At 57.9% G+C, this 22,375-nt stretch carries 21 protein-coding genes; 9 read left to right on the plus strand and 12 right to left on the minus strand.

Annotation, left to right across the window (positions count from 1 at the left end; all coding sequences use genetic code 11):
- Positions 1-3: 3 nt before the first annotated feature.
- From EKM04_RS17840 to EKM04_RS17860, 5 genes are read right to left on the minus strand one after another with little or no spacing between them, the layout of a single operon-like run.
- Positions 4-546 (minus strand): sarcosine oxidase subunit gamma, encoded by a 543-nt coding sequence (locus tag EKM04_RS17840; RefSeq protein ID WP_183895992.1) that lies wholly within the window; start codon positions 544-546, stop codon positions 4-6.
- Positions 539-3,496 carry a sarcosine oxidase subunit alpha gene (locus tag EKM04_RS17845; protein ID WP_183895993.1) on the minus strand — a complete coding sequence of 986 codons (2,958 nt, stop codon included), beginning with the start codon at positions 3,494-3,496 and terminating at the stop codon, positions 539-541. Before EKM04_RS17845 ends, EKM04_RS17840 begins: the two co-directional genes overlap by 8 nt.
- On the minus strand, positions 3,493-3,807 hold the full coding sequence (locus tag EKM04_RS17850) for a sarcosine oxidase subunit delta (protein WP_183895994.1): 315 nt from the start codon (positions 3,805-3,807) through the stop codon (positions 3,493-3,495). The genes EKM04_RS17845 and EKM04_RS17850 overlap by 4 nt, the downstream gene beginning before the upstream one ends.
- Before the next feature lie 8 nt (positions 3,808-3,815).
- On the minus strand, positions 3,816-4,223 hold the full coding sequence (locus tag EKM04_RS17855; protein ID WP_183895995.1) for a hypothetical protein: 408 nt from the start codon (positions 4,221-4,223) through the stop codon (positions 3,816-3,818).
- Positions 4,220-5,473: a sarcosine oxidase subunit beta family protein gene (locus EKM04_RS17860; RefSeq protein ID WP_183895996.1), complete on the minus strand. Its 1,254-nt coding sequence runs from the start codon at positions 5,471-5,473 to the stop codon at positions 4,220-4,222. Before EKM04_RS17860 ends, EKM04_RS17855 begins: the two co-directional genes overlap by 4 nt.
- A 495-nt stretch (positions 5,474-5,968) precedes the next feature.
- On the opposite strand from EKM04_RS17860, the gene rpsU reads away from it, so the two are divergent.
- The 4 genes from rpsU to EKM04_RS17880 all read left to right on the plus strand — a co-directional run bounded on the left by rpsU (position 5,969) and on the right by EKM04_RS17880 (position 9,033).
- Positions 5,969-6,199, plus strand: coding sequence for a 30S ribosomal protein S21 (rpsU, locus tag EKM04_RS17865; protein ID WP_174153952.1), 231 nt, complete (start codon positions 5,969-5,971; stop codon positions 6,197-6,199).
- A gap of 178 nt (positions 6,200-6,377) precedes the next feature.
- Positions 6,378-7,202 carry a tetratricopeptide repeat protein gene (locus EKM04_RS17870; RefSeq protein WP_234910933.1) on the plus strand — a complete coding sequence of 275 codons (825 nt, stop codon included), beginning with the start codon at positions 6,378-6,380 and terminating at the stop codon, positions 7,200-7,202.
- A 160-nt stretch (positions 7,203-7,362) separates the two neighbouring features.
- Positions 7,363-7,788 (plus strand): sulfocyanin-like copper-binding protein, encoded by a 426-nt coding sequence (locus tag EKM04_RS17875; protein ID WP_183895998.1) that lies wholly within the window; start codon positions 7,363-7,365, stop codon positions 7,786-7,788.
- Positions 7,789-7,974: 186 nt separating this feature from the next.
- On the plus strand, positions 7,975-9,033 hold the full coding sequence (locus EKM04_RS17880; protein WP_183896000.1) for a D-alanyl-D-alanine carboxypeptidase family protein: 1,059 nt from the start codon (positions 7,975-7,977) through the stop codon (positions 9,031-9,033).
- A gap of 64 nt (positions 9,034-9,097) precedes the next feature.
- Here the strand turns inward: EKM04_RS17880 and EKM04_RS17885 are convergent, their stop codons facing one another.
- The 3 genes from EKM04_RS17885 to EKM04_RS17895 form a co-directional block, all read right to left on the minus strand.
- On the minus strand, positions 9,098-9,628 hold the full coding sequence (locus tag EKM04_RS17885) for a hypothetical protein (protein ID WP_183896002.1): 531 nt from the start codon (positions 9,626-9,628) through the stop codon (positions 9,098-9,100).
- Between the two features lie 47 nt (positions 9,629-9,675).
- Positions 9,676-11,529, minus strand: a complete 1,854-nt coding sequence (locus EKM04_RS17890) for an ABC transporter ATP-binding protein (protein WP_183896004.1) — start codon at positions 11,527-11,529, stop codon at positions 9,676-9,678.
- Between the two features lie 195 nt (positions 11,530-11,724).
- Complete coding sequence (locus tag EKM04_RS17895) at positions 11,725-11,949, minus strand: aa3-type cytochrome c oxidase subunit IV (protein ID WP_174153958.1); 225 nt, start codon at positions 11,947-11,949, stop codon at positions 11,725-11,727.
- Between the two features lie 465 nt (positions 11,950-12,414).
- On the opposite strand from EKM04_RS17895, the gene EKM04_RS17900 reads away from it, so the two are divergent.
- Both EKM04_RS17900 and EKM04_RS17905 read left to right on the plus strand, forming a co-directional pair.
- On the plus strand, positions 12,415-12,975 hold the full coding sequence (locus tag EKM04_RS17900) for a TRAP transporter small permease subunit (RefSeq protein ID WP_174153959.1): 561 nt from the start codon (positions 12,415-12,417) through the stop codon (positions 12,973-12,975).
- A 1-nt stretch (position 12,976) separates the two neighbouring features.
- Complete coding sequence (locus EKM04_RS17905; RefSeq protein WP_174153960.1) at positions 12,977-14,758, plus strand: TRAP transporter large permease; 1,782 nt, start codon at positions 12,977-12,979, stop codon at positions 14,756-14,758.
- Positions 14,759-15,150: 392 nt separating this feature from the next.
- Here the strand turns inward: EKM04_RS17905 and EKM04_RS17910 are convergent, their stop codons facing one another.
- Positions 15,151-16,257 (minus strand): TRAP transporter substrate-binding protein, encoded by a 1,107-nt coding sequence (locus tag EKM04_RS17910; protein WP_183896006.1) that lies wholly within the window; start codon positions 16,255-16,257, stop codon positions 15,151-15,153.
- Between the two features lie 225 nt (positions 16,258-16,482).
- Between EKM04_RS17910 and EKM04_RS17915 the strand changes: the two genes are divergently transcribed.
- Positions 16,483-17,298: a gamma-glutamyl-gamma-aminobutyrate hydrolase family protein gene (locus tag EKM04_RS17915; protein WP_183896008.1), complete on the plus strand. Its 816-nt coding sequence runs from the start codon at positions 16,483-16,485 to the stop codon at positions 17,296-17,298.
- A gap of 139 nt (positions 17,299-17,437) precedes the next feature.
- Here the strand turns inward: EKM04_RS17915 and EKM04_RS17920 are convergent, their stop codons facing one another.
- From EKM04_RS17920 to EKM04_RS17930, 3 genes are all read right to left on the minus strand, one after another.
- A complete protein-coding gene (locus EKM04_RS17920) occupies positions 17,438-18,400 on the minus strand; it encodes a 2-hydroxyacid dehydrogenase (protein WP_183896010.1) in 963 nt (320 codons plus the stop codon).
- 69 nt (positions 18,401-18,469) lie between these two features.
- Complete coding sequence (locus EKM04_RS17925; RefSeq protein WP_174153964.1) at positions 18,470-19,492, minus strand: LacI family DNA-binding transcriptional regulator; 1,023 nt, start codon at positions 19,490-19,492, stop codon at positions 18,470-18,472.
- Between the two features lie 121 nt (positions 19,493-19,613).
- Positions 19,614-20,123: a MarR family winged helix-turn-helix transcriptional regulator gene (locus EKM04_RS17930; RefSeq protein ID WP_183896012.1), complete on the minus strand. Its 510-nt coding sequence runs from the start codon at positions 20,121-20,123 to the stop codon at positions 19,614-19,616.
- Positions 20,124-20,201: 78 nt separating this feature from the next.
- Here EKM04_RS17930 and EKM04_RS17935 point away from each other — a divergent pair, with 78 nt between their 5' ends.
- Both EKM04_RS17935 and EKM04_RS17940 read left to right on the plus strand, forming a co-directional pair.
- The gene (locus EKM04_RS17935) at positions 20,202-21,026 is read left to right on the plus strand and encodes a creatininase family protein (RefSeq protein WP_183896014.1); all 825 of its coding nucleotides are present in this window, start codon (positions 20,202-20,204) and stop codon (positions 21,024-21,026) included.
- 78 nt (positions 21,027-21,104) lie between these two features.
- Positions 21,105-22,235, plus strand: coding sequence for a CobW family GTP-binding protein (locus EKM04_RS17940; RefSeq protein ID WP_183896016.1), 1,131 nt, complete (start codon positions 21,105-21,107; stop codon positions 22,233-22,235).
- The last annotated feature ends 140 nt before the right edge of the window (positions 22,236-22,375 follow it).

Here is a 22,375-nt window from a genome sequence, read left to right on the forward strand (position 1 = left end):
GCCTCAAGCATCCCGCGCGCCCTCGTCCAGCAATCCGAACACATACTCCGCAAACGAGCGCCAGCATTCCACCCGGAACGTATCGTCCGTCACGCGCAAAAGCACAACTTCGGCCTTGCCGAACAGCGTGCGCGAGCAAGCACCAACCGGGAATGCTGCAAGCGACAGATCCTGCGGGCAGCCCGCGTTCAACGTGGCTTCCGCGCCATCCCCCGAAACGGTGATGGCCACGTTGCGGTGGGAGACGTCGGTGGCGGAATGAGGGGCGGAGACGGTCGCGCAGGCGTCCATCAGGTTGCTCTCGCCCTGATCGATCACCAGCCATTCGTCCGGCCCGAGCCAGAGCGCAGCCCGCAAGGCTGATGTGGTGGAGGTTTTCGGGGTCTGCGGCAGACTGATATCAAGCGCTTGCGAAAGCTCGGTCACCGCATCCGCCTTGGCCCGCAGCGACAGCCGGTAAGCGGGTGCCGCGACCTTGATGGAGACATTTGCGGAGCCAGCGCGGGCGCCGTCCAGAACCAGTGTACGGTTTGCCAGATCAGCCATTGATGCGGCCTCCTTCCTTGTCGAAGAACACCATGTCCGTCACCTCCACTGCAATCGTCTTGTCGGCCAGCGGAATGTAAAGCGTTTCGCCCATCCGCGCCCGGCCCCCGGCCACCAGCCCGAAGGCGATGGAACGGCCGAGATTTTCCGACCAGTAGGATGATGTGACGTGCCCCAGCATCGTCATCGGCTTCGGCTGGTTCGGATCGGCCACGATCTGCCCGCCCTCTTCCGGCACGTCATGCGGATTTTTCGGCAACAGGCCCACCAGTTGCTTGCGGCCATCGCGCACCAAATCCGGGCGCTGAAGCCCGCGAATACCGACGAAATCCGTCTTCTTCCTGGAAACCGCCCAGCCAAGCCCCGCATCGTCAGGGGTCATCGTGCCGTCGGTGTCCTGACCGACGATGATATAGCCCTTTTCGGCCCGCAGAATATGCATGGTTTCGGTGCCATAGAGGCAACCGCCGACGGCTTGCGCGCGCTCCGCAATCTCTTTCCAGACGGTAGGGCCGAAATCCGCGGGCACGTTGATTTCGAAACCCAGTTCGCCCGTAAACGATACGCGGAACAGCCGTGTCGCCACGCCGCAGATCGTACCCTCGGCAATCGCCATATGCGGGAAGGCTTCAGGCGAAAGATCGATGCCCTCCACAAGCGGCGCAATCACCTCACGCGCCTTGGGCCCCTGCACGGCAATCACAGCCCATTGTTCGGTGGCCGATGTCAGCCAGACGTTGAGATCAGGGAATTCCGTCTGGAGATAGTCTTCCATGTGCTGCAACACGCGCGGCGCACCGCCTGTTGTCGTCGTCACATGGAAACGGTCTTCCGCCAAGCGTCCCACCACGCCGTCATCGTAAACGAAACCGTCTTCGCGGGTCATGATGCCGTAGCGGCAGCGGCCGGGTTTCAGCGTATCCCAGGCATTGGTGTAAAGCAGGTTGAGGAACTTGGCCGCATCAGGCCCGACAACCTCGATCTTGCCCAGTGTTGACGCATCGAAAACGCCCACCGCTGCGCGCACCGTCCTGCATTCGCGGTTCACCGCCTGGTGCATGTCTTCACCGGCGCGCGGATAGAACCATGCGCGCTTCCAGTTGCCCACGTCTTCGAAGGCGGCACCTGCCGCCTCTTCCAGTGCATGCATCGGCGTCTTACGGGCGGGGTCGAACAGCGTGCCGCGGGAATGCCCCACCAGCGTGCCGAAAGTGACAGGCGTATAGGGCGCACGAAATGTCGTCAGCCCTACCTTCGGCAGATCACGACCCAACGTTTCGGAGGCGATGGCCAGACCATGCATGTTGGACATCTTGCCCTGGTCCGACGCCATACCATTGGTGGTAAAGCGCTTGATATGCTCGATAGAATGCATGCCTTCGCGCACCGCAAGGCGGATATCCTTGGCGCAGACATCATGCTGGAAGTCGATGAAGGCTTTGACATTGTCGCCTTCGCCCGCCCCTTCGCCAGCGCCAATCATTCCACCGGTCCAGGCATGCGCATTGTGGCCGGAAAACTCCACCGTGCCGCCGCCAGCGGCAGCAGCCTCGGCAATCAGGGCACCCAGATCATCCGTGCCATTACAGGCACCGACGGAGATGCAATCCTGCACATGCACATCGGGGAGAAAACGCTGGTTCTCAGCATCATATGTCAGCTTGCCACGTGATTGCGAGAACAGATGCACAGACGGCGTCCAGCCCGCTGACACCACCAGCGCATCGACCTTGATCTTGCGTTTGGAAGACCCGCCATTGCGCCCGACGGTGATGGAGGACACGCGCAAACGCCCCAACGTATTGTAAACACTGTGGCCAGCGAGCACCTCGATACCCAGCGCCCGCGCCTCGTCCAGAAGCTTCGCGTCCGGGTTGGTGCGGCAATCCACGATAGCGGCAATCGTCACACCTGCCCGCTTCAGATCGAATGCGGTTTCATAGGCGCTGTCATGGGCGGTATAGACACCCACAGTGTGACCCACCGTCACGCCGTAATGGTTGAGATAGGTGCGCGCCGCCGATGCCAGCATGATGCCCGGCCGGTCATTATTGGCAAACACCATGTGCCGCTCGATAGCACCCGTGGCCAGCACCACCTTTTTCGCCCGCACCTGCCACAGCCGCTCGCGCGGCGCATGTCCCGGTGTCGCCAGATGGTCGGTCACGCGCTCTGCCAGCGCTATGAAATTATGATTGTAGTAGCCGAACACGGTGGTACGCGTCAGCACCTCAACATTCGGCATGGCCTTCAACTCGGCGAGCACCTTCTGCGCCCACTCATAGCCGTTGATACCGTCGATGGTCGTGCCGGTATCGAAGCGAAGCGCGCCGCCAACCTCTCGATTTTCATCTGCCAGCATGACTTTGGCACCGGTTTTTGCTGCGGCAAGTGCCGCCGTCAACCCGGCGACGCCACCACCTGCCACCAGAACGTCGCAATGGGCATAACGGCTGGCGTATTGGTCTGCGTCACCTTCCTTGGGCGCGTTGCCCAGCCCAGCGGCACGGCGGATGATCGGCTCATAGAGTTTGTCCCACGCAGCCTTGGGCCACATGAAGGTCTTGTAGTAAAATCCCGCCACGAACAGCGGCGACAGGAAATCATTGACGGCACCGACATCGAAGGACAGCGATGGAAACCGGTTCTGCGAAGACACGATCGCCCCGTCGAACACTTCCTGCACCGTGGCGCGCACATTCGGCTGTTTGCGGCTGCTATCGCGTGACACGTCAATCAGCGCATTCGGCTCTTCAGGACCGGCGGAGAGAAACCCACGCGGACGGTGATATTTGAACGAGCGGCCGATCAGATGCACACCATTCGCCAGCAGCGCAGAGGACACCGTGTCACCCTGAAGCGCCGTGTAGATTTTGCCGTCGAAGGTAAAGCGCGCCGTGCGCGCCGGTGTCAGGCGGCCAGCGCCCTTGATGCGATAGGCGCCGCTCATCGGGCTGCTCCTTCATGTCCAGCGAGAATGGTGGCCTCATCCGGCTTCGGCTCGCCTGCCTTGTAGGTTAGGTGGATTTTGTCGGTCACCGAGTGGCGCGCCGCATTGAAGAAACGCCCACAGCCATGAATGTGCCGCCAGCGCTCGAACACCATGCCCTTGTCATTGTCGCGCATGAAGAAATATTCGGCGAATTCCTCGTCGGAAATGGCCGAAATATTTTCAGGCCGCGCAATATGCGCCTCCCCAGCCCAGCGGAACTCCAGCTCGGAACGCTCTTCTTCACAATAGGGACAACGGATCAGCAGCATGTTTTGCCTCAAAGAGAGCTTTCCGGAACGACCGTTCCGGCGGGTTGGTCACACAGGCGCTTTCCCATGGTGATGTAGGGAGATAGCCTGCCTATCAGGTCTTCAAAATTGGCATAGGGCCGGAATGCATCCCCGCGCCCGATATTGATCAACGCCATCGCCATGACATTGGTGTTTAGGTTGATCGCGAACACGTTCTCGCCGGGTGCACCCTTGGGCACGAAATAGACCAGACGCTCTCCCCCGCCCGGCACGCAGGACAGAAAACCCTCATCGGCCACAAAAGGCCAATTCGTCTCGCCCTGCGCTTTGCGGATCGTCTGCATACGCACGTCCTTGGCCTGCGGCATAAAGCCGTCGGCTCTCGCCGCACTCGCCGCAAAAACAGCAGCAAGAAGCGCGACCGCCCTTTTCAATGCGCCACCGCCGCCGCCGCCGCCTCATCGATTAGCCGTCCCGAACGGAACCGGTCCAGGTTGAGGCCTTCCGCCAGCTTGTGCGGCTCTCCGCGCGCGATGAGGTGCGCAAACAGATGCGCCGACCCGGGTGTCGCCTTGAACCCGCCCGTGCCCCAGCCGCAATTGAGGAACAGGTTCGGCACCGGCGTCACGCTCTGAATGGCGGAACGGTCCGGCGTATTGTCGGTAATGCCACCCCATTGGCGCATCATCTTCACGCGGCGGAAAATCGGGAACAGCTCGCAAATCGCATCCAGCGTGTGGGTAATGATCTGCAGACCACCGGTCTGGGAATAGGAATTATATTGGTCCGTCCCCGCACCAATCACCAGCTCTCCCTTGTCGGATTGCGAGATATAGGCATGCACCGTGTTGGACATCACCACGCAGGGGAAAATCGGCTTGAGCGGCTCCGACACCAGCGCCTGCAACGGATTGGAGGCCAGCGGTACCCGCACATCCGCCATCTTCATGACGACAGAGGAATGCCCCGCCGCCGAAACGCCGATCTTCTTGGCGCCGATAAAGCCGCGATTGGTCTCCACCCCCGTCACCGCTCCATCAGGCCCGCGCCGGATGGCGGTCACCTCGCAGTTCTGGATCACGTGAACGCCACGATCGGATGCCGCACGCGCATAACCCCAGTTCACGGCATCATGGCGCGCCGTGCCGCCCCGACGCTGCAAGGCCGCGCCGTTGATGGCGTAACGCGCATTGGCGGAAATATCGAGCGGTGGACAATAGGCCTTCGCCTGCTCCGGCGTCAGCCATTCATTGTCTATACCATAAAGACGGTTAGCATTGATGTGGCGCTTGAAAGACTGCTGGTCATGCACATTATGCGACAACATCATCACGCCGCGTGCCGAATACATCACATTATAATTGAGATCCTGACTTAAGCCTTCCCACAGCTTCAGGGAATGCTCGTAGATGTCCATGCTCTCTTCATAGAGATAATTGGAGCGGATAATGGTGGTGTTGCGCCCGCTGTTGCCGCCGCCGATCCAGCCTTTTTCCAGCACCGCAATATTGGTAATGCCGTGCTCCTTGGCCAGATAGTAAGCAGCACCCAGTCCATGCCCGCCACCACCGATAATGATGACATCGTATTCCTTGCGTCGTTCGGGGGAAGCCCACTGCGCATCCCAGCCCTTGTGCCCGCGCAAAGCCTCGCGAGCGACAGCGAAAACCGAATATTTGCGCATGGACGAACCACTCCTCAGATGACCGGATCACAGCTGCCGGCGTAAGTCAGAACATGACAAATCAATAAGCACAGTCATGTCCATTTTGCGACGCCGCGACAGACAGTATCGACATTGCAAGAAAGCCATGTCGAAAGGAGCCCGTAACCTCTTCACGCGTGTTACACGACAATCGTGGTACACCACGTCAGCGCTGCGGCAAATGACACGGCATCTGACATGGACCTGGACGATCGTTGATCAAGGTGGATCCATCTCGAAAACGCTCGGCAATCTCACCAGCAACCAGGGGTCAATGCCACAATTGACGGATGAGACCCCTAAAAACATGCGTTTCCCTCGGTGCATTTGCGTTAACGGCTGGACTTCGCAAAAATGATCTGATATTGCCCTTCACCAATCGCGCGGCCAAACGGCCAACCGAACGATTTTTTGTTTGCTTGCGAATGCCACTATTCACACGGCAAAATAACCAACCAAAGGAACGGGATTCACGTGCAGGTACTAGTCCGCGACAACAACGTTGATCAGGCGCTTCGCGCTCTTAAGAAGAAGATGCAGCGCGAAGGCATTTTCCGCGAAATGAAGATGCGTGATTTCTACGAGAAGCCTTCCCAGAAGCGCGCTCGCGAAAAGGCTGAGGCCGTTCGCCGCGTTCGCAAGCTGGCACGCAAGCGCATGCAGCGCGAAGGTCTGATTGCTGGTCCGCGCGCTCCGGCTCGCTGATAGGTCGTCTTTTAGACGTTTTTGTATGCTTATGGGGCGGGGGCGATTTTTTCGCCGCCGCTCTTTGAGTTTATGGCCATGGAACGGGCTTGCTAGAGGGAACCCAAATCGCATGAACGCTGTTGATCCCCGTGATTTTAGAAATCCGTTTTCAAGCGGTGTATCCCAGAGAGACAAAATGCGGTTTCGTTCTTCCCTGATCGTCTGTGGCCTTGTCGCCGCTTTGTCCGGCTGCGCCACCACCACGCAAACGAATGACGTTTTCCAGCTCGATCGCGCGCAGGGCTCGGCTGAAAACATCACATCGCTGACGTCCGTCATCAACGCCAATCCGCAAGATCCCGAAGGCTACAACGTCCGTGGCTCAGCTTACGGTCGCGCTGGCGATTCCAAGCGCGCCATCGCCGATTTCGAGCGCGCATTGCAGCTCAATCCGCGATTCTACCAGGCCTATGCCAACCGAGCGCTCGTCTACCGCAACAGCGGCCAGCAGAGCCAAGCGCTTCAGGATTACAACAGCGCGCTCCAGATCAACCCAAGCTATGATGTAGCGTTGATCGGTCGCGGTAATCTGTATCGCCAGACGGGCCGCGTCAACGAAGCCTTCAACGACTTCTCTGCCGCCATCAATCTGGATACGACAGACGGCCGCGCATGGCACAATCGCGGCCTGATCTATCAGTTGCGCAACCAGCACACACAGGCCATCGAGGACTTCTCGAAAGCCATCTCGTTGTCACCGAACTCGCCGGAGCCCTACAATGGTCGCGGCATCTCGTATGTCGCGCTGAATGACGACGAAAACGCCTTCGCCGACTTCAACCACGCGATTGCGCTCGATGGAAATCTGGCCGAGTCCTGGGCGAACCAGGCGCTGGTCTACGAGCGCCGTGGCGAAAAAGACAAGGCCGCCAAGTCCTATGGCCACGCCGCCCGTCTTGACCCCAAATACAAGCCCGCCGTGGATGGCCTTGCCCGCACACGCGGCGCCAGCGCTTCCTAAGCCGCATCGCTGCCATTTGATAGAAAAGCCGGACCCAGTCCGGCTTTTCGTTTTGACTTCCACTATGGCGTTTTCAACAGGCAACCGACCTCATTGCATTCAGCTTCGTGTCAGCCTGGCGTTCTACTCCTTCGTGCATCAACGAGGAGAGATCATAACCATGAAACACATCCGTTACACACTCGCCGCCGCCGCCGTTCTCATGATGGCATCGCAAAGCTTTGCCGCGACCACCATCAAGGTCACAGAAGGCGGTGAAGGTGGTGGACCGATGACGTTGATGCTGGACAAATCGACCATCACCGCCGGCGAGACGACATTTCTGGTTCACAATGACGCAATGTCGGAAGACCATGAAATGGTCTTGGTAAAACTGAAGTCGCCGGACCAGAAGCTCGAAGTCGTTGCGGGCAAGAACCGCATCGATGAGAAGAAGCTGAAAAGCATGGGCGAGGTTTCCGATCTGAAACCCGGTGCCAATGGCACGTTGAAAGCCAAGCTCTCGCCAGGCTCCTATGTGCTTTTGTGCAACATCAAGGGTCACTACCAGGCCGGAATGCACGCCACCCTCACCGTCACGAAATAAGCATCGTGACCAGTCACGTGGGCCGTCTCTGCTCCATGAGGGCAGAGCGGACCCGCTGTGCCCGAGCGGTGGTGATTCCGTCTTCTCGCGACCATCTGTTCACCTTGTCGGCCATGAGCGTGATCGAACCCTTGTACCGGCAAGGCCACTCATGCCATGAGAATACCATTCCGTGGAGAATGGTAGATGACAAAGACTATATTAGCCGCACGGCTTTGGACCCATCTGGCGTTTGCGGCGTCCCTGTTGGCAAGCAGCGTGGCCAGCGCCACACCTGTGCTGGTCGTTGATACGGCAACACGCCAGGTGCTCTATCAGGAAGATGCCGGCGTGCCCTGGTATCCGGCCTCCACCACCAAGCTCATGACCGCACTCGTCGTTTTTGAAGCCCTGCGATCCGGACAGGTGACGCTGGCCACGCCGGTCATGATGACGCGCAACGCGACGAAACAGGCCTTTCTGGAATCGGGCCTGACCTTTGGGCGGACCATGACGCTCGAAGACGCCCTGTTTGCCGCCCTCACCGCCTCCGCCAACGATGTCGCCGTGGCACTGGCCGAAGCCGTCGCACCCGATGAGGCCGCCTTCGTTCAACGCATGAACGCGCAGGCCGTGCGCCTTGGCATGACGGGAACGCATTTTGCCAGCCCCAACGGCCTGTTCAACAAGACGAATTATTCGACAGCCCGCGACCTTGCGATCCTCGGCATGGAAATCGACAAGACATTTCCCGACTATGCGCGCTTCTTTCAGGGCTCGGCCGTCATCATCGACGGCAAGGAGGTCAAATCCAACAATGCTTTGCTGACCCGTTTCAGCGGCACCGTCGGCATGAAGACCGGCTTCCTCTGCGCTTCCGGCCGAAACTATGTCGGCCTTGCCACCCGCAATGGAAAACGCATCATGGTCGTGATGATGGGGGCGACGACGGAACGCGAACGCGACGAACGCGCCGCCCAATTCCTGACGCAGGCCTTTAACGGTCAATTGCCCCCGTCCGGCCCGGTAGACGCAATCCAGAACCGCCCGGATGTTGCCCCGCAGGACATGCGCATTCGCCTGTGTACGGACAAGAGCATTCCTTACGAAGCGGAACGCGAAGCGCTTTATCCCATGGGCCTGCCGGGCCACGAATCCTTCCTGACCGACCAGATTCCTGGACAGGTCCGCACCATCTCCACCTGGCAAAGCGAAACCGCAAACGACGACGTTCCACTCCCCACGCCCCGACCTTCCCAGCCATAGAAAACCGTGAGGTTCCAACGCCTGATACGGTGCAAAGGAGAGAAGGGTCAGGCGTCCAGCTCCTTCACTCGACCTCCTTCACCGACCCGGTCGGAAACGTCACATCGGCAAAATCAGGATAAACCTGGCGCAAGGCCGAGATCTGGCTTTCGTCGTCGACCCGCAAGAGGTACCAGTCCTTACCATCGATGATCGCCAGAGTTTCCGAATTCGCTTCCATTTTGACGCCCTTGATCTCCATGAGTGTCATGCTGGGGACCAGGGCATAGGGAACGCCGGTCGGGGTCTGCCTGAAAGCGATATTCTTTTCGTCCATCTCGAATTTGAGAAATGTGACCGTTGCCATGATGGTCTGCAATTCCGCCGTCAGCACACTGCGGACTTGCGCGTCCGGAACGCCTGCGCGTTGGGCGACGAAATGTATGATTCGAGGGGGAACTGTCTCGCTGATTTTTGCCAGATCGTGACGCTTCATCGCCGTCTCGTACCCCGCAATCTCCACATGAAGCGTCATCAATTCGAAATCTGTCAGATCACGCGCCGAAGATGGGCCTGCAATACACATGATGAAAAAAGAATATATCAGCGCCCTCATCGGCATCCTTCCCTTGACTGTCATTTGAAGATGAAACCCAAAGCTCATCACTCGCGCCTGTCGGCAATGTATCCGCCAGTCTGCCTGCGCCACAGCTGGGCATAAAGTCCGCCTTGTTCGAGAAGAGCCGCCGGTGCGCCCTCCTCCACGATCTGCCCTTTGTCGAGCACGATGATCCGGTTCATCCGCGAGATGGTCGAAAGGCGGTGGGCGATGGCGATCACCGTTTTGCCCGCCATCAGCACATCGAGCTTATCCTGAATGGCGGCTTCCGATTCACTGTCGAGCGCAGACGTCGCCTCATCCAGAATGAGGATCGGCGCGTCCTTCAAAAGCACGCGCGCAATGGCCACACGCTGGCGCTGGCCACCCGAAAGCTTGACGCCCCGGTCACCAACAAAGGCCTCGTAGCCACGGCGCCCTTCGCTGTCGGTCAAATCGGCGATAAATCCTTCCGCCTGTGCTGCCCGCGCTGCCGCCTCGATCGCCTCGAACGAGGCGTCCGGCTTGCCATAGTGAATATTGTCGCCAACCGACCGGTGCAGCAGCGACACATCCTGTGAGATGACACCAATATTTTCGCGGAGGCTACCTTGCGTCACGGAGCGGATGCTCTGGCCATCAATCAGAATGTCACCGGCATTCACGTCGTAAAACCGTAACAACAGGTTGACCAGAGTTGTCTTGCCAGCACCGGAAAGACCCACAAGACCGACCTTTTCACCGGCCCCGACCGTCAAGGTCAAATTATCGATCACCGTCTTGTCGGGGCGATAACTGAAATGGACCTTATCGAAGCAAATCTCGCCTCGCTGCACACGGAGCGGCTGTGCATCCTTCGCATCGATAACGGTCGGTGGCGTCGTCATCACCGGCATCGCGTCACGAATGGTGCCAATTGCCTGAAAGATTTGCTGTCCCATATCGAGGAAGGCACGGGCATTTCCAGAAAGCCGCTGGGTGAGATAGATGGAGCCTGCAAACTGGCCGGTGGTGACAAAGCCGTCGACCATGCCCCAGAACCCGATGGCCAGCATGGCGATCCAGAGACAGACACTGAGAAGAAGGACGTTGGACCGTGTGGTCAGATAGACCCGCCGCTCCTTGTGCTGGGTTTCGATGACATTGCCAAACACCTTGCGCAACATTCCCGCTTCACTGTCTTCAGCCGCGAATTGCTTGACCATCTGTATGTTGCCGTAGAGATCGGTCATCGAGCCCACCAGAAGGCTACGCTGCTTGGCCGAGCGCCGACTCAGTTCTGAAAATTTCGGAACGGCGCGAACGGCAATCACAATGCTGAAGATGATCCAGATGAGGACAGGCACCGCCAGCGGCCATGCAACGCTACCAAGCAAGAAAAGCGAACCGATGAATTGCATCAGGAAAAACGGGATGGAGTAGAAGCCCACCACAACCTGTTGCTGCACAGCCGAGGCGACCTGCGACAGACGTGAGGCAACCTGCCCGGCAAACAGGTCATGAAAAAAGCGCATATCCTGACGCTCAACCGACTTGTGCCCTTGCCATTGGATTGCTGCGGGCATGCCGACCCCAAGTGCTTGCGACGACAGCGTATTGGTCAGGAATGCGAGGACCGGCTGCACGGGAAACAGCAGGAAAACCATGATCGCCAAAAGCGGCCACTCATTGTCCAGAAATGGTCTCGCACCCTGCGCCGTCACGCCATCCACGATGCTCGAAAAGCTCCAGATCAGAAAAAGGTTGGTCGCCTCCATCAACATCGCGAACAGCGAGACCGCAATCAGCACCCCACGAAACATCCGCACGAAATGCATCAAAAGATGAAACGGCCCCTGCGAAGGTAGTGGCGTATAGGGAATATCAAGCGGACGGATCAACCCTTCGAACGGGCGATAGACGAAGTCTGAAAAAGCCATGGTACCCGACAGAAAAACTGAAAAGGAAAGGCGACAGCATCGAGAATCGCCAGGATTTAACCATGGATTGCTTCCCCAGACAAAATTTTATCTGAGATTGCACGACATAATGGAAACTTGCAGAGATCACACCGCACGACGAAGGGGTGAAAGACAGAAGCCTTTCACGATCCCGATCAACAAGGTCGAAAAGGATTAGCTGAGCAGGACGAAACCGGCCGCTGTCAGAATGACGAATACGAGAAGCCCGCCGAAAAAGCCGCCAGTCGTGAAGAAGCCCACGGCCATGGCGAGCATGAGGACACACACCATCATCGTGCCGTATTTCGAGGCAGCCAGAAAACCGTTATAGGTCTTTTCGTGCTCGGAATAGTTCATCGGCGCGCCCACTTCGAGTGGACCATTGTGATGCTCGCTCATGCCATTTCCCCTTCAATCATACGATGCTGAACGCCTCGTGCCCCGCCACAAGGGCAGCCTCACCGTGGCGCTAAGAACATCGAACCAACTCCACCACCAGACGTAACATGAAGTTTGCAAAACACGCAATCCACTCACCCCACAAGGTTCAAAGATATCGGAAACCCTTGTGAGCAACACCAGCACGAAAAATCCGATCGTTAGACCAATAGACAATGACTGGATGCTGTAAAACTCTGCCGCGCCATGGTGTCCCAGCCAAAAGCAGTGCAACATGCTAATAATTGATGTACCACCAAAATAGCATTCAGCAGTGTGGGTGTGATGCGATGCGGTTGCATTTGGCAAAATGCGCTCTAAGAGAAAAAAGGCTTTGATCGAGCCATTTCATGAAGATGCAAAACAAGAGGGTGGACGGCTAAACGTCGATTGAACGACGAGCCGCAAGCATAAGGAGGAGGGGAAATGAAATTTTTACTCGTGCTCAGCGCGACCGTAGACAAAGTTACGGAAGCCATCGGGAAATCTGTTTCATGGTTGTTGCTGGCCGCAATCTTGATCAGCGCCACCAACGCCGTGGTTCGCAAGGCTTTCAATGTGTCGTCAAACGCCTGGCTTGAAATCCAGTGGTATCTCTATGGTACCGTTTTCATGATGGCCGCAGCCTATGCATTGCTGAAAAACGAGCATGTTCGCATCGACGTTCTCTCGGCAAACTGGTCGAAACGCACGCGCGATCTTGTCGATCTGGTGTTGCACATCCTGTTCCTCGTCCCGTTTGCAGCCTTGATGACCTATCTGGCCTGGCCATGGTTCTGGTCGTCTTTTCTATCAGCAGAAGTCTCGTCCAATGCCGGCGGCCTGCCCATCTGGCCAGCCAAACTTGTCGTGCTGCTCGGCTTCGGACTTCTCCTCATCCAGGCATTCTCGGAGATCATCAAGCGATATGCGGTGCTGACCGGGCGGATCCAGGACCCGCGAGAGATAGAGGATAGCAGCGGCAAACCAGAAACAGCGGGGAACTGACATGATCGATTTTATCGCTCACAACCTGCCACTGGTCATGTTCAGCAGCGTCATGCTGATGTTGCTGCTCGGTTATCCCGTTGCTTTTACCCTGGCCGCCGGTGGATTGATCTACTTCGCCATCGGTGTGGAGCTCTCCTGGATTTCACCTGAAATCAGATTGTTCTGGCCCCTGCTGCAATCCCACCCGGAACGCATTTACGGCATCATGTACAATGATACCCTACTGTCGATCCCGTTCTTCACCTTTATGGGCATCATTCTGGAACGGTCACGCATGGCGGAAGACCTGCTTGACACGATAGGGCAGCTGTTCGGCCCAATCCGGGGCGGCCTTGCCTATGCCGTCATCCTAGTGGGCGCGCTGCTGGGTGCAACGACGGGCGTGGTTGCCGCGTCCGTCATGGCAATGGGCCTGATTTCGCTGCCGATCATGATGCGCTATGGCTACAATCGGCCTCTGGTTGCCGGCACGATTGCCGCCTCCGGTACACTGGCGCAGATCGTGCCACCTTCGCTGGTCCTGATCGTGATGGCTGACCAGCTCGGTCGCTCGGTGGGGGATATGTATGTCGGCGCGCTCTATCCGGCACTGCTGATCATTGCCTCCTACTGCCTGTATATCTTCGCCGTTTCAATGTTCCGTCCCGCCATGGTTCCCGCTCTTCCCATCGAAGCGCGCACACTCGGAAACGGGGTAACATCGCTGATCGTCATGATCGCCTCTGCCTGCGCCCTGTATTTTCTGGGAATGCATGTGCTGTTTGCGGGAATTTCCAGCCCCGAATGGCAACTGGTGGCAGCGCTCGCCTTTGCGGTCTTTGTCGTCTATGGCTTGGCCCTTGCCAACAATGTCTACAAGCTGAACATCATCTCAAGACTGGCGGAACAGGTCATTATCGTCCTCGTACCGCCACTTGCACTGATTTTTCTGGTCCTCGGCACCATTTTCCTCGGCATCGCAACCCCCACGGAAGGCGGTGCCATGGGCGCCACCGGTGCGCTGTTGCTTGCCCTGGCCAAAAGACGGCTGTCGATCGGCATCATCAAAAACGCTCTGGATGCAACGACGAAACTGTCCGCTTTCGTCATGATGATCCTCATCGGCGCACGCGTCTTCGGCCTGACATTCTACGGCATCAACGGCAATGTCTGGATCGAGGAACTGCTTCTGGCACTGCCGGGCGGCGAATATGGTTTTCTGATCGCCGTCACCATCATCATTTTCATTCTGGGCTGCTTTCTCGATTTCTTCGAGATCGCCTTCATCATGGTGCCGCTGCTGGCACCTGTCGCAGAAAAGCTCGGAATCGATCTCGTCTGGTTCGGTATTATTCTCGGCATAAATCTCCAGACATCGTTCCTGACGCCGCCGTTCGGGTTCTCGCTGTTTTTCCTGCGCTCGATCGCTCCCAAATCGCCTTGGGTCGACAAGGTCACCAAAAGGACCATGCCGGGTGTCAGGACCATGGAAATATACAAGGGTGTTTTCCCCTATATCGTCATCCAGTTCATGATGATCATGGTGGTGATCTTCTTCCCCGGACTGGTCATGCACTACAAGACCGACAATCCGACAGCGGATCCGACCACGATCAAACTGGACATACCTGACAGTTTCGGCACGGGTGGTGGGCTTTCACTGCCACCGCTTGGAGGCGGCAATGGCACCCAGTTGCAGAACGGCCTTGGCTTGCCACCGCTGAACTTCGGAGGGCCGCAACCAACCCAGCCTGCTCCAGCCGCGCCCAATCTCAACGAGCCACCAAAGATCGGCCCGTAAGGCAGAACACTTGTTACGTGTGTTAAAACAGATTATACTGGTGAAGTGGAAGGCAGAGCGCTAACTCTACCTTCCGGTTTACTACCTGCTTAGAAATGTTAGCCGGACAGCTATTGACCAGCCTGTCCGGCTTTTTCTAAACAATAGCGTAATGCTCAGCGGCTTTCGCATCGCATCACCTCCACAGTTGAACAGCAAGGCCGTTGCCAAGGTCGGCGGGGCCTGTCTCCGCCGATACTCCGTCTGGCCCCGGAGTGTGCTGCTTTAGCGCTCAACCATTGCGATCATAGGGTTGAGGATGTATTTGTCGAGTGCCGACAACCATTCGGCGCAAAATAAAACCCGGATCTTTCGATCCGGGTTTGCGATTTTTGCCCAACCCATAACGACGTTCAGAGCTTGCCGTTGCGCTGCTGGATCATCATGAACGTATCGAACGTATATTCGGCGAGCTGCATCCAGAGATATCCTTCGCGCTTGAAGGCGACCTGATCTTCGTAGACCTTCTTGAAATCGGGATTGACGGCCGAAATCTCGGCATAGACCTCCAGCGCGGCCTTGTAGCAGGCATCGAGAATATCCTGGCTGAACGGTCGCAGCACAGCGCCTTCCGCCACGATCTGCTTGATCGCAGTCGGGTTCTTGGCGTCGTATTTCGCCATCATGTTGGTGTTGGCAAAGGAGCAGGCATCCTTCAATACGGCCTGATAGTGCTTCGGCAGGTTGTTCCACTTGTCCAGATTGACGAAGGAATGGATAACCGGGCCACCTTCCCAGAAGGCTGGGTAATAGTAGTATTTCGCCACTTTCTGGAAGCCCAGCTTGTGGTCGTCGTAGGGGCCGACCCACTCGGCGGCATCGATGGTGCCCTTTTCGAGCGCCGGATAGATGTCACCGCCTGCAATCTGCTGCGGCACCACGCCCAGCTTTTCGACCACCTTGCCGGCCAGGCCAGCAATACGCATCTTCACGCCCTTGAAGTCCTCGACGGTGTTGATCTCCTTGCGGAACCAGCCACCCATCTGCACGCCGGTATTGCCGGAAATCAGGCCGTAGAGATTATGCTTGGCGTAGAATTCGTTGAGCAGCGTGTTGCCATTGCCCTCATAGAACCAGGAATTCGTCAGACGCGCGTTGAGACCGAACGGAATGGCGGTACCGATCGCAAAGGTCGGGTCTTTGCCGACGTAATAATAGGAGCATGTGTGGCACATTTCGACGGTGCCGGATGTAACCGCATCTGCGGCTTGCAGGCCCGGAACAATTTCACCGGCGGCAAAGACCTGAATGTTGAAATTGCCGTCGGTTGCTGCCGCAACATGGCTTGCCACGTCTTGCGCACCGCCAAAAATCGTATCCAGCGATTTCGGGAACGAAGAGGTCAAGCGCCAGGTGATCTTGGTATTCTGCTGGGCAAGGGCCGGTGCTGCGAGAACGGTAGCAGCGGCTGCTCCGGCACCCGAAACGGCACCTTTTTTAATAAACGAACGACGATCCATAAATATCCTCCCAGATACGAATCTTGAAGCCTCCAGCCGAATTCCCCTCCGCTATCAGGCCTGTCGCAAGCAAAGCACGGGTCTGAGATGCTGACAAGCATATCGCTCAAGAATAAGTCCTTCCTAATACTTTAGAATAAAGAGATAAGCGAAAACAGCGGGCGTAAAGCTTGACGAATGCCCCCTTACGACGTCACACTGCATGACATTGACATCGGAGCCATCATGTCCAGACCCATCATCGCCATTCCCGCGGATATCAGGTTTCTTGCTGGTGCGGAATGGCACGCAGCCCAGACGCAGTATCTGTCCGCTGCGCTCAACGTGGCCGGTGTCATGTCCTTCATCATCCCTGCACTCGAAGAGGGCAATGATGTCGACGCCATTCTGGACCGCGTCGATGGCCTGCTCGTTTCCGGCTCCGCGACCAACGTGCACCCCTCGCTGTATGGCGCAGAAGCCAAGGACAGCGACGGCCCGTTCGATCACGCGCGCGATGCGACCAGCCTGCCGCTCATCCGCCGCGCCATCGAACGCGGCATTCCGATGCTCGCCATCTGCCGTGGCATTCAGGAATTGAACGTGGCGCTGGGCGGCACGCTCGCCAGCGAAATTCAGGAACAACCCGGCAACTGGGACCACCGCAAACCCGAAGATGTCGACCGTGACAAGGCCTTTGCCATCCGCCAGCCGGTCTTCATCCGCCAGGGATCGTGCATCGCCCAGCATCTGGGTATGGCAGGCGAAGTCCAGATCAACTCACTCCACCGCCAGGCCATCGCGCAGACGGCACCATCACTTCGGGTGGAAGCAACGGCTGAGGATGGCACCATCGAAGCCGTCTCCGTCATCGACGCGAAAGGCTTCGCTGTCGGCGTACAGTGGCACCCGGAATATTGGGCGCAGACCGACGCGCCATCCCGGGCGCTGTTTGAGGCGTTCGGACGAGCCGTTAGGAAATATCAGGCAGGCAAGATCGAATCCAAGTTCGCGGCGTTCAGCTCTCCCCGTGTGGGAGAGAAGGTGTTTTCCGTATCTTAAGCTTGCTGACGTGTCAGAAATCGCAAGTGAGGGGTGTGCAGCACCCTTCACCCACGTCTGTCCTGAAAAATCCCTGACTTAGCCTGAGCTCAGATCACGATGTTCGTCCTCTCCCACAAGGGGAGAGCTCATCACCCCCTCACCCCTTGACAGGGGTTTCCGGCACCGGGGTCACCACCTTGCCGCTGGTCACCCACCCCAGCACATTCTCCGCCACCAGATCGGCCATGGCATTGCGCGTCGGCACGGACGCCGATGCCACATGCGGCAGCAACGTCACATTCGGCAGAGAGAGGAAGCCCTCCGGCACCTTCGGCTCCTCGTAGAACACGTCGAGACCAGCAGCCCCCAGCGTGCCGTCCTGAAGTGCCGTCAGCAGCGCGTCTTCGTCCACGCTGGAACCGCGACCCACATTGATGAACACTCCGTTCGAACCGAGTGCGGCGAGGATGTCGGCATTGATGGCCTTGTGCGTTGCTGGCGTGCCGGGCACGATGCAGATGAGGATATCGACAGCCTCGGCCATCTCCTTCAGCGAGCCGTAATAGGTGTAGGAAAGCTCGTCGCGCTTGCTGCGGGTGTGATAGCCGATCTCAAGCTTGAACGGCTCCAGCCGCTTGGCGATTTCCTGGCCGATGCGGCCCATGCCGAACAGGCCGACCTTGCGGCCGCGCAGCGAAAACGGTGAAAGCGCAAACGGCCCTTCGGCCACCCATTTGCCATCACGGAGATGCTTTTCCGCCTGATAGAGGCGCCGGACGGTGCTGATCAGCAGGGCAATCGTCGTATCGGCCACCTCGTCGTTCAAAACGTCGGGCGTATTGGTGACGATGATGCCGCGAGAGGCGGCATGCTTCACGTCCACCCCATCATAGCCGACGCCGAAATTGGCGATTACCTTCAGATTGGGCAGCCCGTCCATCCATTTGGCATTAAAGCCACCGGCAACCGCAACGGCCGTCACGCGCTGCGCATCCACAGCAGAAAGGGTCGGCTCTGGTCCCGCCGGTGCCTTGATGACCTCCACCTTGCCCTCGAAGCGCTCGAGAACGCGAGGATGGATTTTTCCCGGAACGAGAACCACGGCTTTGCTGTCTGACATGCTTTTATATCCTCCTACGATGCATGAGGCCAAGCTAGCCGATAGGCTCACAAAGCGGAACCCAAAAAGCTACGTGCGCGGAACGCAGGGACTGGTGGACTGACGAATGCGCATTTCCGGCTTGATGAGGTGGATACCGTCAGGCTCATGGCTGCCCGCCAGCCGGTCCAGCAGCGCACGCGCCGCCAACCGCCCGACTTCCGCCTGACCGTTGGAAACGGTCGTCAGCGCCGGTGTCGCAATCGCTGCCTCTTCCAGATCGTCATAGCCGGTCACGGAAATATCCTTGCCCGGCACGAAGCCGGCGCGGGAGACACCGTTCATCAGGCCGATGGCAACAAGGTCGTTCCAGCACACCGCAGCGGTCGGCTTTTGGGGCAGCGACAGAAAGTTCACCGCAGCCTCGAACCCACCCTGCTTGGAGCGTGCACCGGGAATGCGCAGGTTGGGGTCAACCTCGATGCCAGCCTTGCGCAGCGCATTGACATAGCCCTGATAGCGGTCACGACCGGTCGATGTCTGGTCGGTGCCGCCCACCATCGCAATGGTGCGGTGGCCAAGGCTGATCAGATGGTTGGTGGCCAGCGAGATGCCATAGCTGTCATCGCCCCTAAACGTCGGCATATCCACCCCATCCATAGAGCGCGCCACCAGAATGGCGGGCATGCCGTTTTCCTCAGCCAGCGTCATGTCTTCCAGCGGCGTGCCGATGGCAGGCGACATGATGATGCCGTCACTGCCCAGCTGCAGCAGCGTTTCGATAAAGGTGCGCTGCTTCTCGACGGAATCGTAATGGTTGGACAGGATGAAGGTCTGGCGACTGCGGTCCAGCTCGCTTTCGATCGCTTTGAGAATCTCCCCGTAGAACGGGTTCATCACATCGTGGAACACCACACCGATAATGCCGGAGCGTGAGGTGCGCAGGCTGGCAGCGCGGCGGTTGTAGATGTAACCCAGCGCCCTCGCCTGAATCTTGATCTTTTCGCGCGTATCGGCCGCCACCAGCGGACTGTCGCGCAATGCCAGCGAGATGGTCGCGGTTGATAGCCCAAGGCTTTCGGCAATGGTCGATAGTTTGATTTTTTGCGCCACAGGTCCCTCCCACAGTCACGCAAGCCGCCTCCGCAGCCTTTAAATTGTGACTAAACAATTTAAACAAAGCGCGCAACGATTTTAAGAGGTTAAAGGCGATGGCAGAATGAAATTCAAAATTTTAATCGATTGATTCAAAGGATTGCAAATTGGCGTCGATGGTCCGCAGCAGCTTGACCACTGTTTTCACCTCCTTGGCGGACAATCCATCCACGGCGCGGGAGTTACAGTCGGCCAGAGACGTGTTGATGTGTTCGACGCTTTTCAGACCCGCCTCCGTCAGCTTTACCATCGTCAACCGCCCATCACCGTCGCCTGCGCTGCGCTCGACAAAACCTTGTGCTTCCATCCGGCCGATCGTGCGTGTCATGGTCGGTGCCTTGACGCCAAGCTTCTGGGCAATCTGGCCCGGCGTCATGCTGCCTTCCTGCGCCAGCGCGAGGATCACCCCGTCCTGCCCTGCATAAAGACCGCTGGCGGAAAGGTTGTGGCTCAGCGCCGTGCGCATGGAGCGTGCGGCCTGCGTGATGGACTGGGCCAGTTCTTCCGGGTTGAACGGGACGTCCTTCTTTTTGCCGGACTTGGCTTTCTTCTCGGACTTGTTCTTTTTGGCCAGCTTATCCTTGCTCATCAGCAAATGCCTTTCCTGAAGTCCCGGACGACGATATGTTCTTGGTAACACTTAACGAATGCACGCGCAGATCGCCAGATGTCAGACACATATACGCATATTCACGACAATAACGTAACAGCCGCATCTTCAGCGCAAAACGAGATTGTCAGCGTCCTTCCTCTAGGGGCGCACGAACAGCACGGACCCCACCTGCCGTTCGAGACCGATACGCTGATCGCTCAAGGGGTGGTGGAGCGATTGAAGCAAGCGCTTGCTTCTTCCTCCCCCATCCATTTCCTGCCCACCGAACCTGTCGGATACTCCATCGAACATATGGATGTCCCCGGGACGAAAACGCTGGCCTTCGATGAAGCCGTCCAACGCTGGCTCAAGATCGCTGAAGCGCAGCACCGCAAGGGCGTCCGCAAATTCGTCATGCTGAACGCCCATGGCGGCAATTCTGCGCTGATGACCATCGTTGCCACCGAAGCGCGGGTGCGGTTCGGCATGCTGGCGGTTGCCACCAGCTGGACCCGTTTCGGCATGCCGCACAGCGTTATTTCTCCGGAGGAAAAAGCCATCGACATTCACGGTGGCGACATCGAAACCTCCGTCATGCTGGCTTTACATCCGGAGCTGGTGCGGATGGAGAAGGCGGAAAATTTTTCGTCGAACCAATCGCAATTTGTCCGGCGCTTCACACACCTGCGCGCCTATGGCCCCCATGCTTTCGGCTGGCGCATGTCGGACCTCAACCCGCAGGGCGTGGCAGGCAATGCAGCCGCCGCAACGGCTGAAAAGGGTGGGGCGATCATCGCCCATGCGGTGGCGGGCCTGCTGGAGCTTCTAGAAGACGTCTGCGCCTTCGACATGAATTTGCTTGAAAGCTCGGATCAAAAATCTTCGGCAGATTCTCTTTGAACTCATTCCGCCACACGCCTATATGAACGGCAACGCATTCAAAGCCGCGTCGCGGCCCATTCTCTTCAGAGGTTTCTCATGACCGAAGCAGCACCAACCATCAAGCCTATTCCCGTTACCGTGTTGACGGGCTACCTGGGCGCGGGCAAAACCACGCTTCTCAATCGCATCCTGTCGGAAACTCACGGCAAGAAATACGCCGTCATCGTCAATGAATTCGGCGAAATCGGCATCGATAACGATCTCATCGTCGAATCGGACGAAGAAATCTACGAGATGAACAATGGCTGCGTCTGCTGTACCGTCCGCGGCGATCTCATCCGCGTGGTGGAAGGCCTGATGCGCCGTCCGGGCCGCTTTGACGGCATCATCGTCGAAACCACCGGCCTTGCCGATCCTGTCCCCGTCGCACAGACCTTCTTCATGGACGACGATGTGCGCGCCAAGACAGAGCTCGACGCCGTCATTGCGCTGGTGGATGCCAAGCACCTGCCGTTGCGCCTGAAAGACAGCCGCGAAGCCGAAGACCAGATCGCCTTTGCCGATGTCGTTGTCATCAACAAGACGGACCTCGTCACGCCGCAGGAATTGGCCGTGATTGAGGACGTCGTGCGCGCCATCAACCCGTCGGCTCGCATTCACAAGACCAGCCGCTCCGGCGTCGATCTCGCCCACGTGCTCAACCAGGGCGCGTTCAACCTGGAGCGCGCGCTGGAAAACGACCCGCACTTCCTCGCGCAGGACCATGACGACCACGTCTGTGGTCCCGATTGCGACCACGATCACAGTCATGATCATGGGCATGACCATGGGCATGATCACCATCATCACGATCATGACCATAGCCACGGGCATGATCACGACCACCATGACCACGGACACCACCACGCCCCCTCGCCTATCCATGATGTGACGGTTCAGTCCGTGTCCTTGCGCGGTGGCGAGATGAATGCCGACCGCTTCTTCCCGTGGATTCAGAAGGTCACGCAGACAGATGGCCCCAAAATCCTGCGCCTCAAGGGCATCATAGCCTTCAAGGACGATGCCGAACGCTATGTCGTTCAGGGCGTGCACATGATCATCGAAGGTGATCACCAGCGACCATGGAAAGACGGCGAGAAGCGCGAAAGCCGCCTCGTCTTCATCGGCCGCGATCTGGACCGCGAAAAGCTCGAAAACAGCTTCAACGCATGCGTTGCCGCTGCCTGATTGAGTTGCACTGCGGTGAGTGGGACGGAACCGGCACGACCCTCTCCGTCGTCATCCTCGGGCTTGTCCCGAGGATCAACCACCTCACCAAAATCGAGCCTTAGAAGATGCTCGGGACAGGCCCGAGCATGACGACGGAA

This window comes from Rhizobium skierniewicense Ch11, assembly GCF_023757665.1.
GTDB lineage: Bacteria > Pseudomonadota > Alphaproteobacteria > Rhizobiales > Rhizobiaceae > Agrobacterium > Agrobacterium skierniewicense.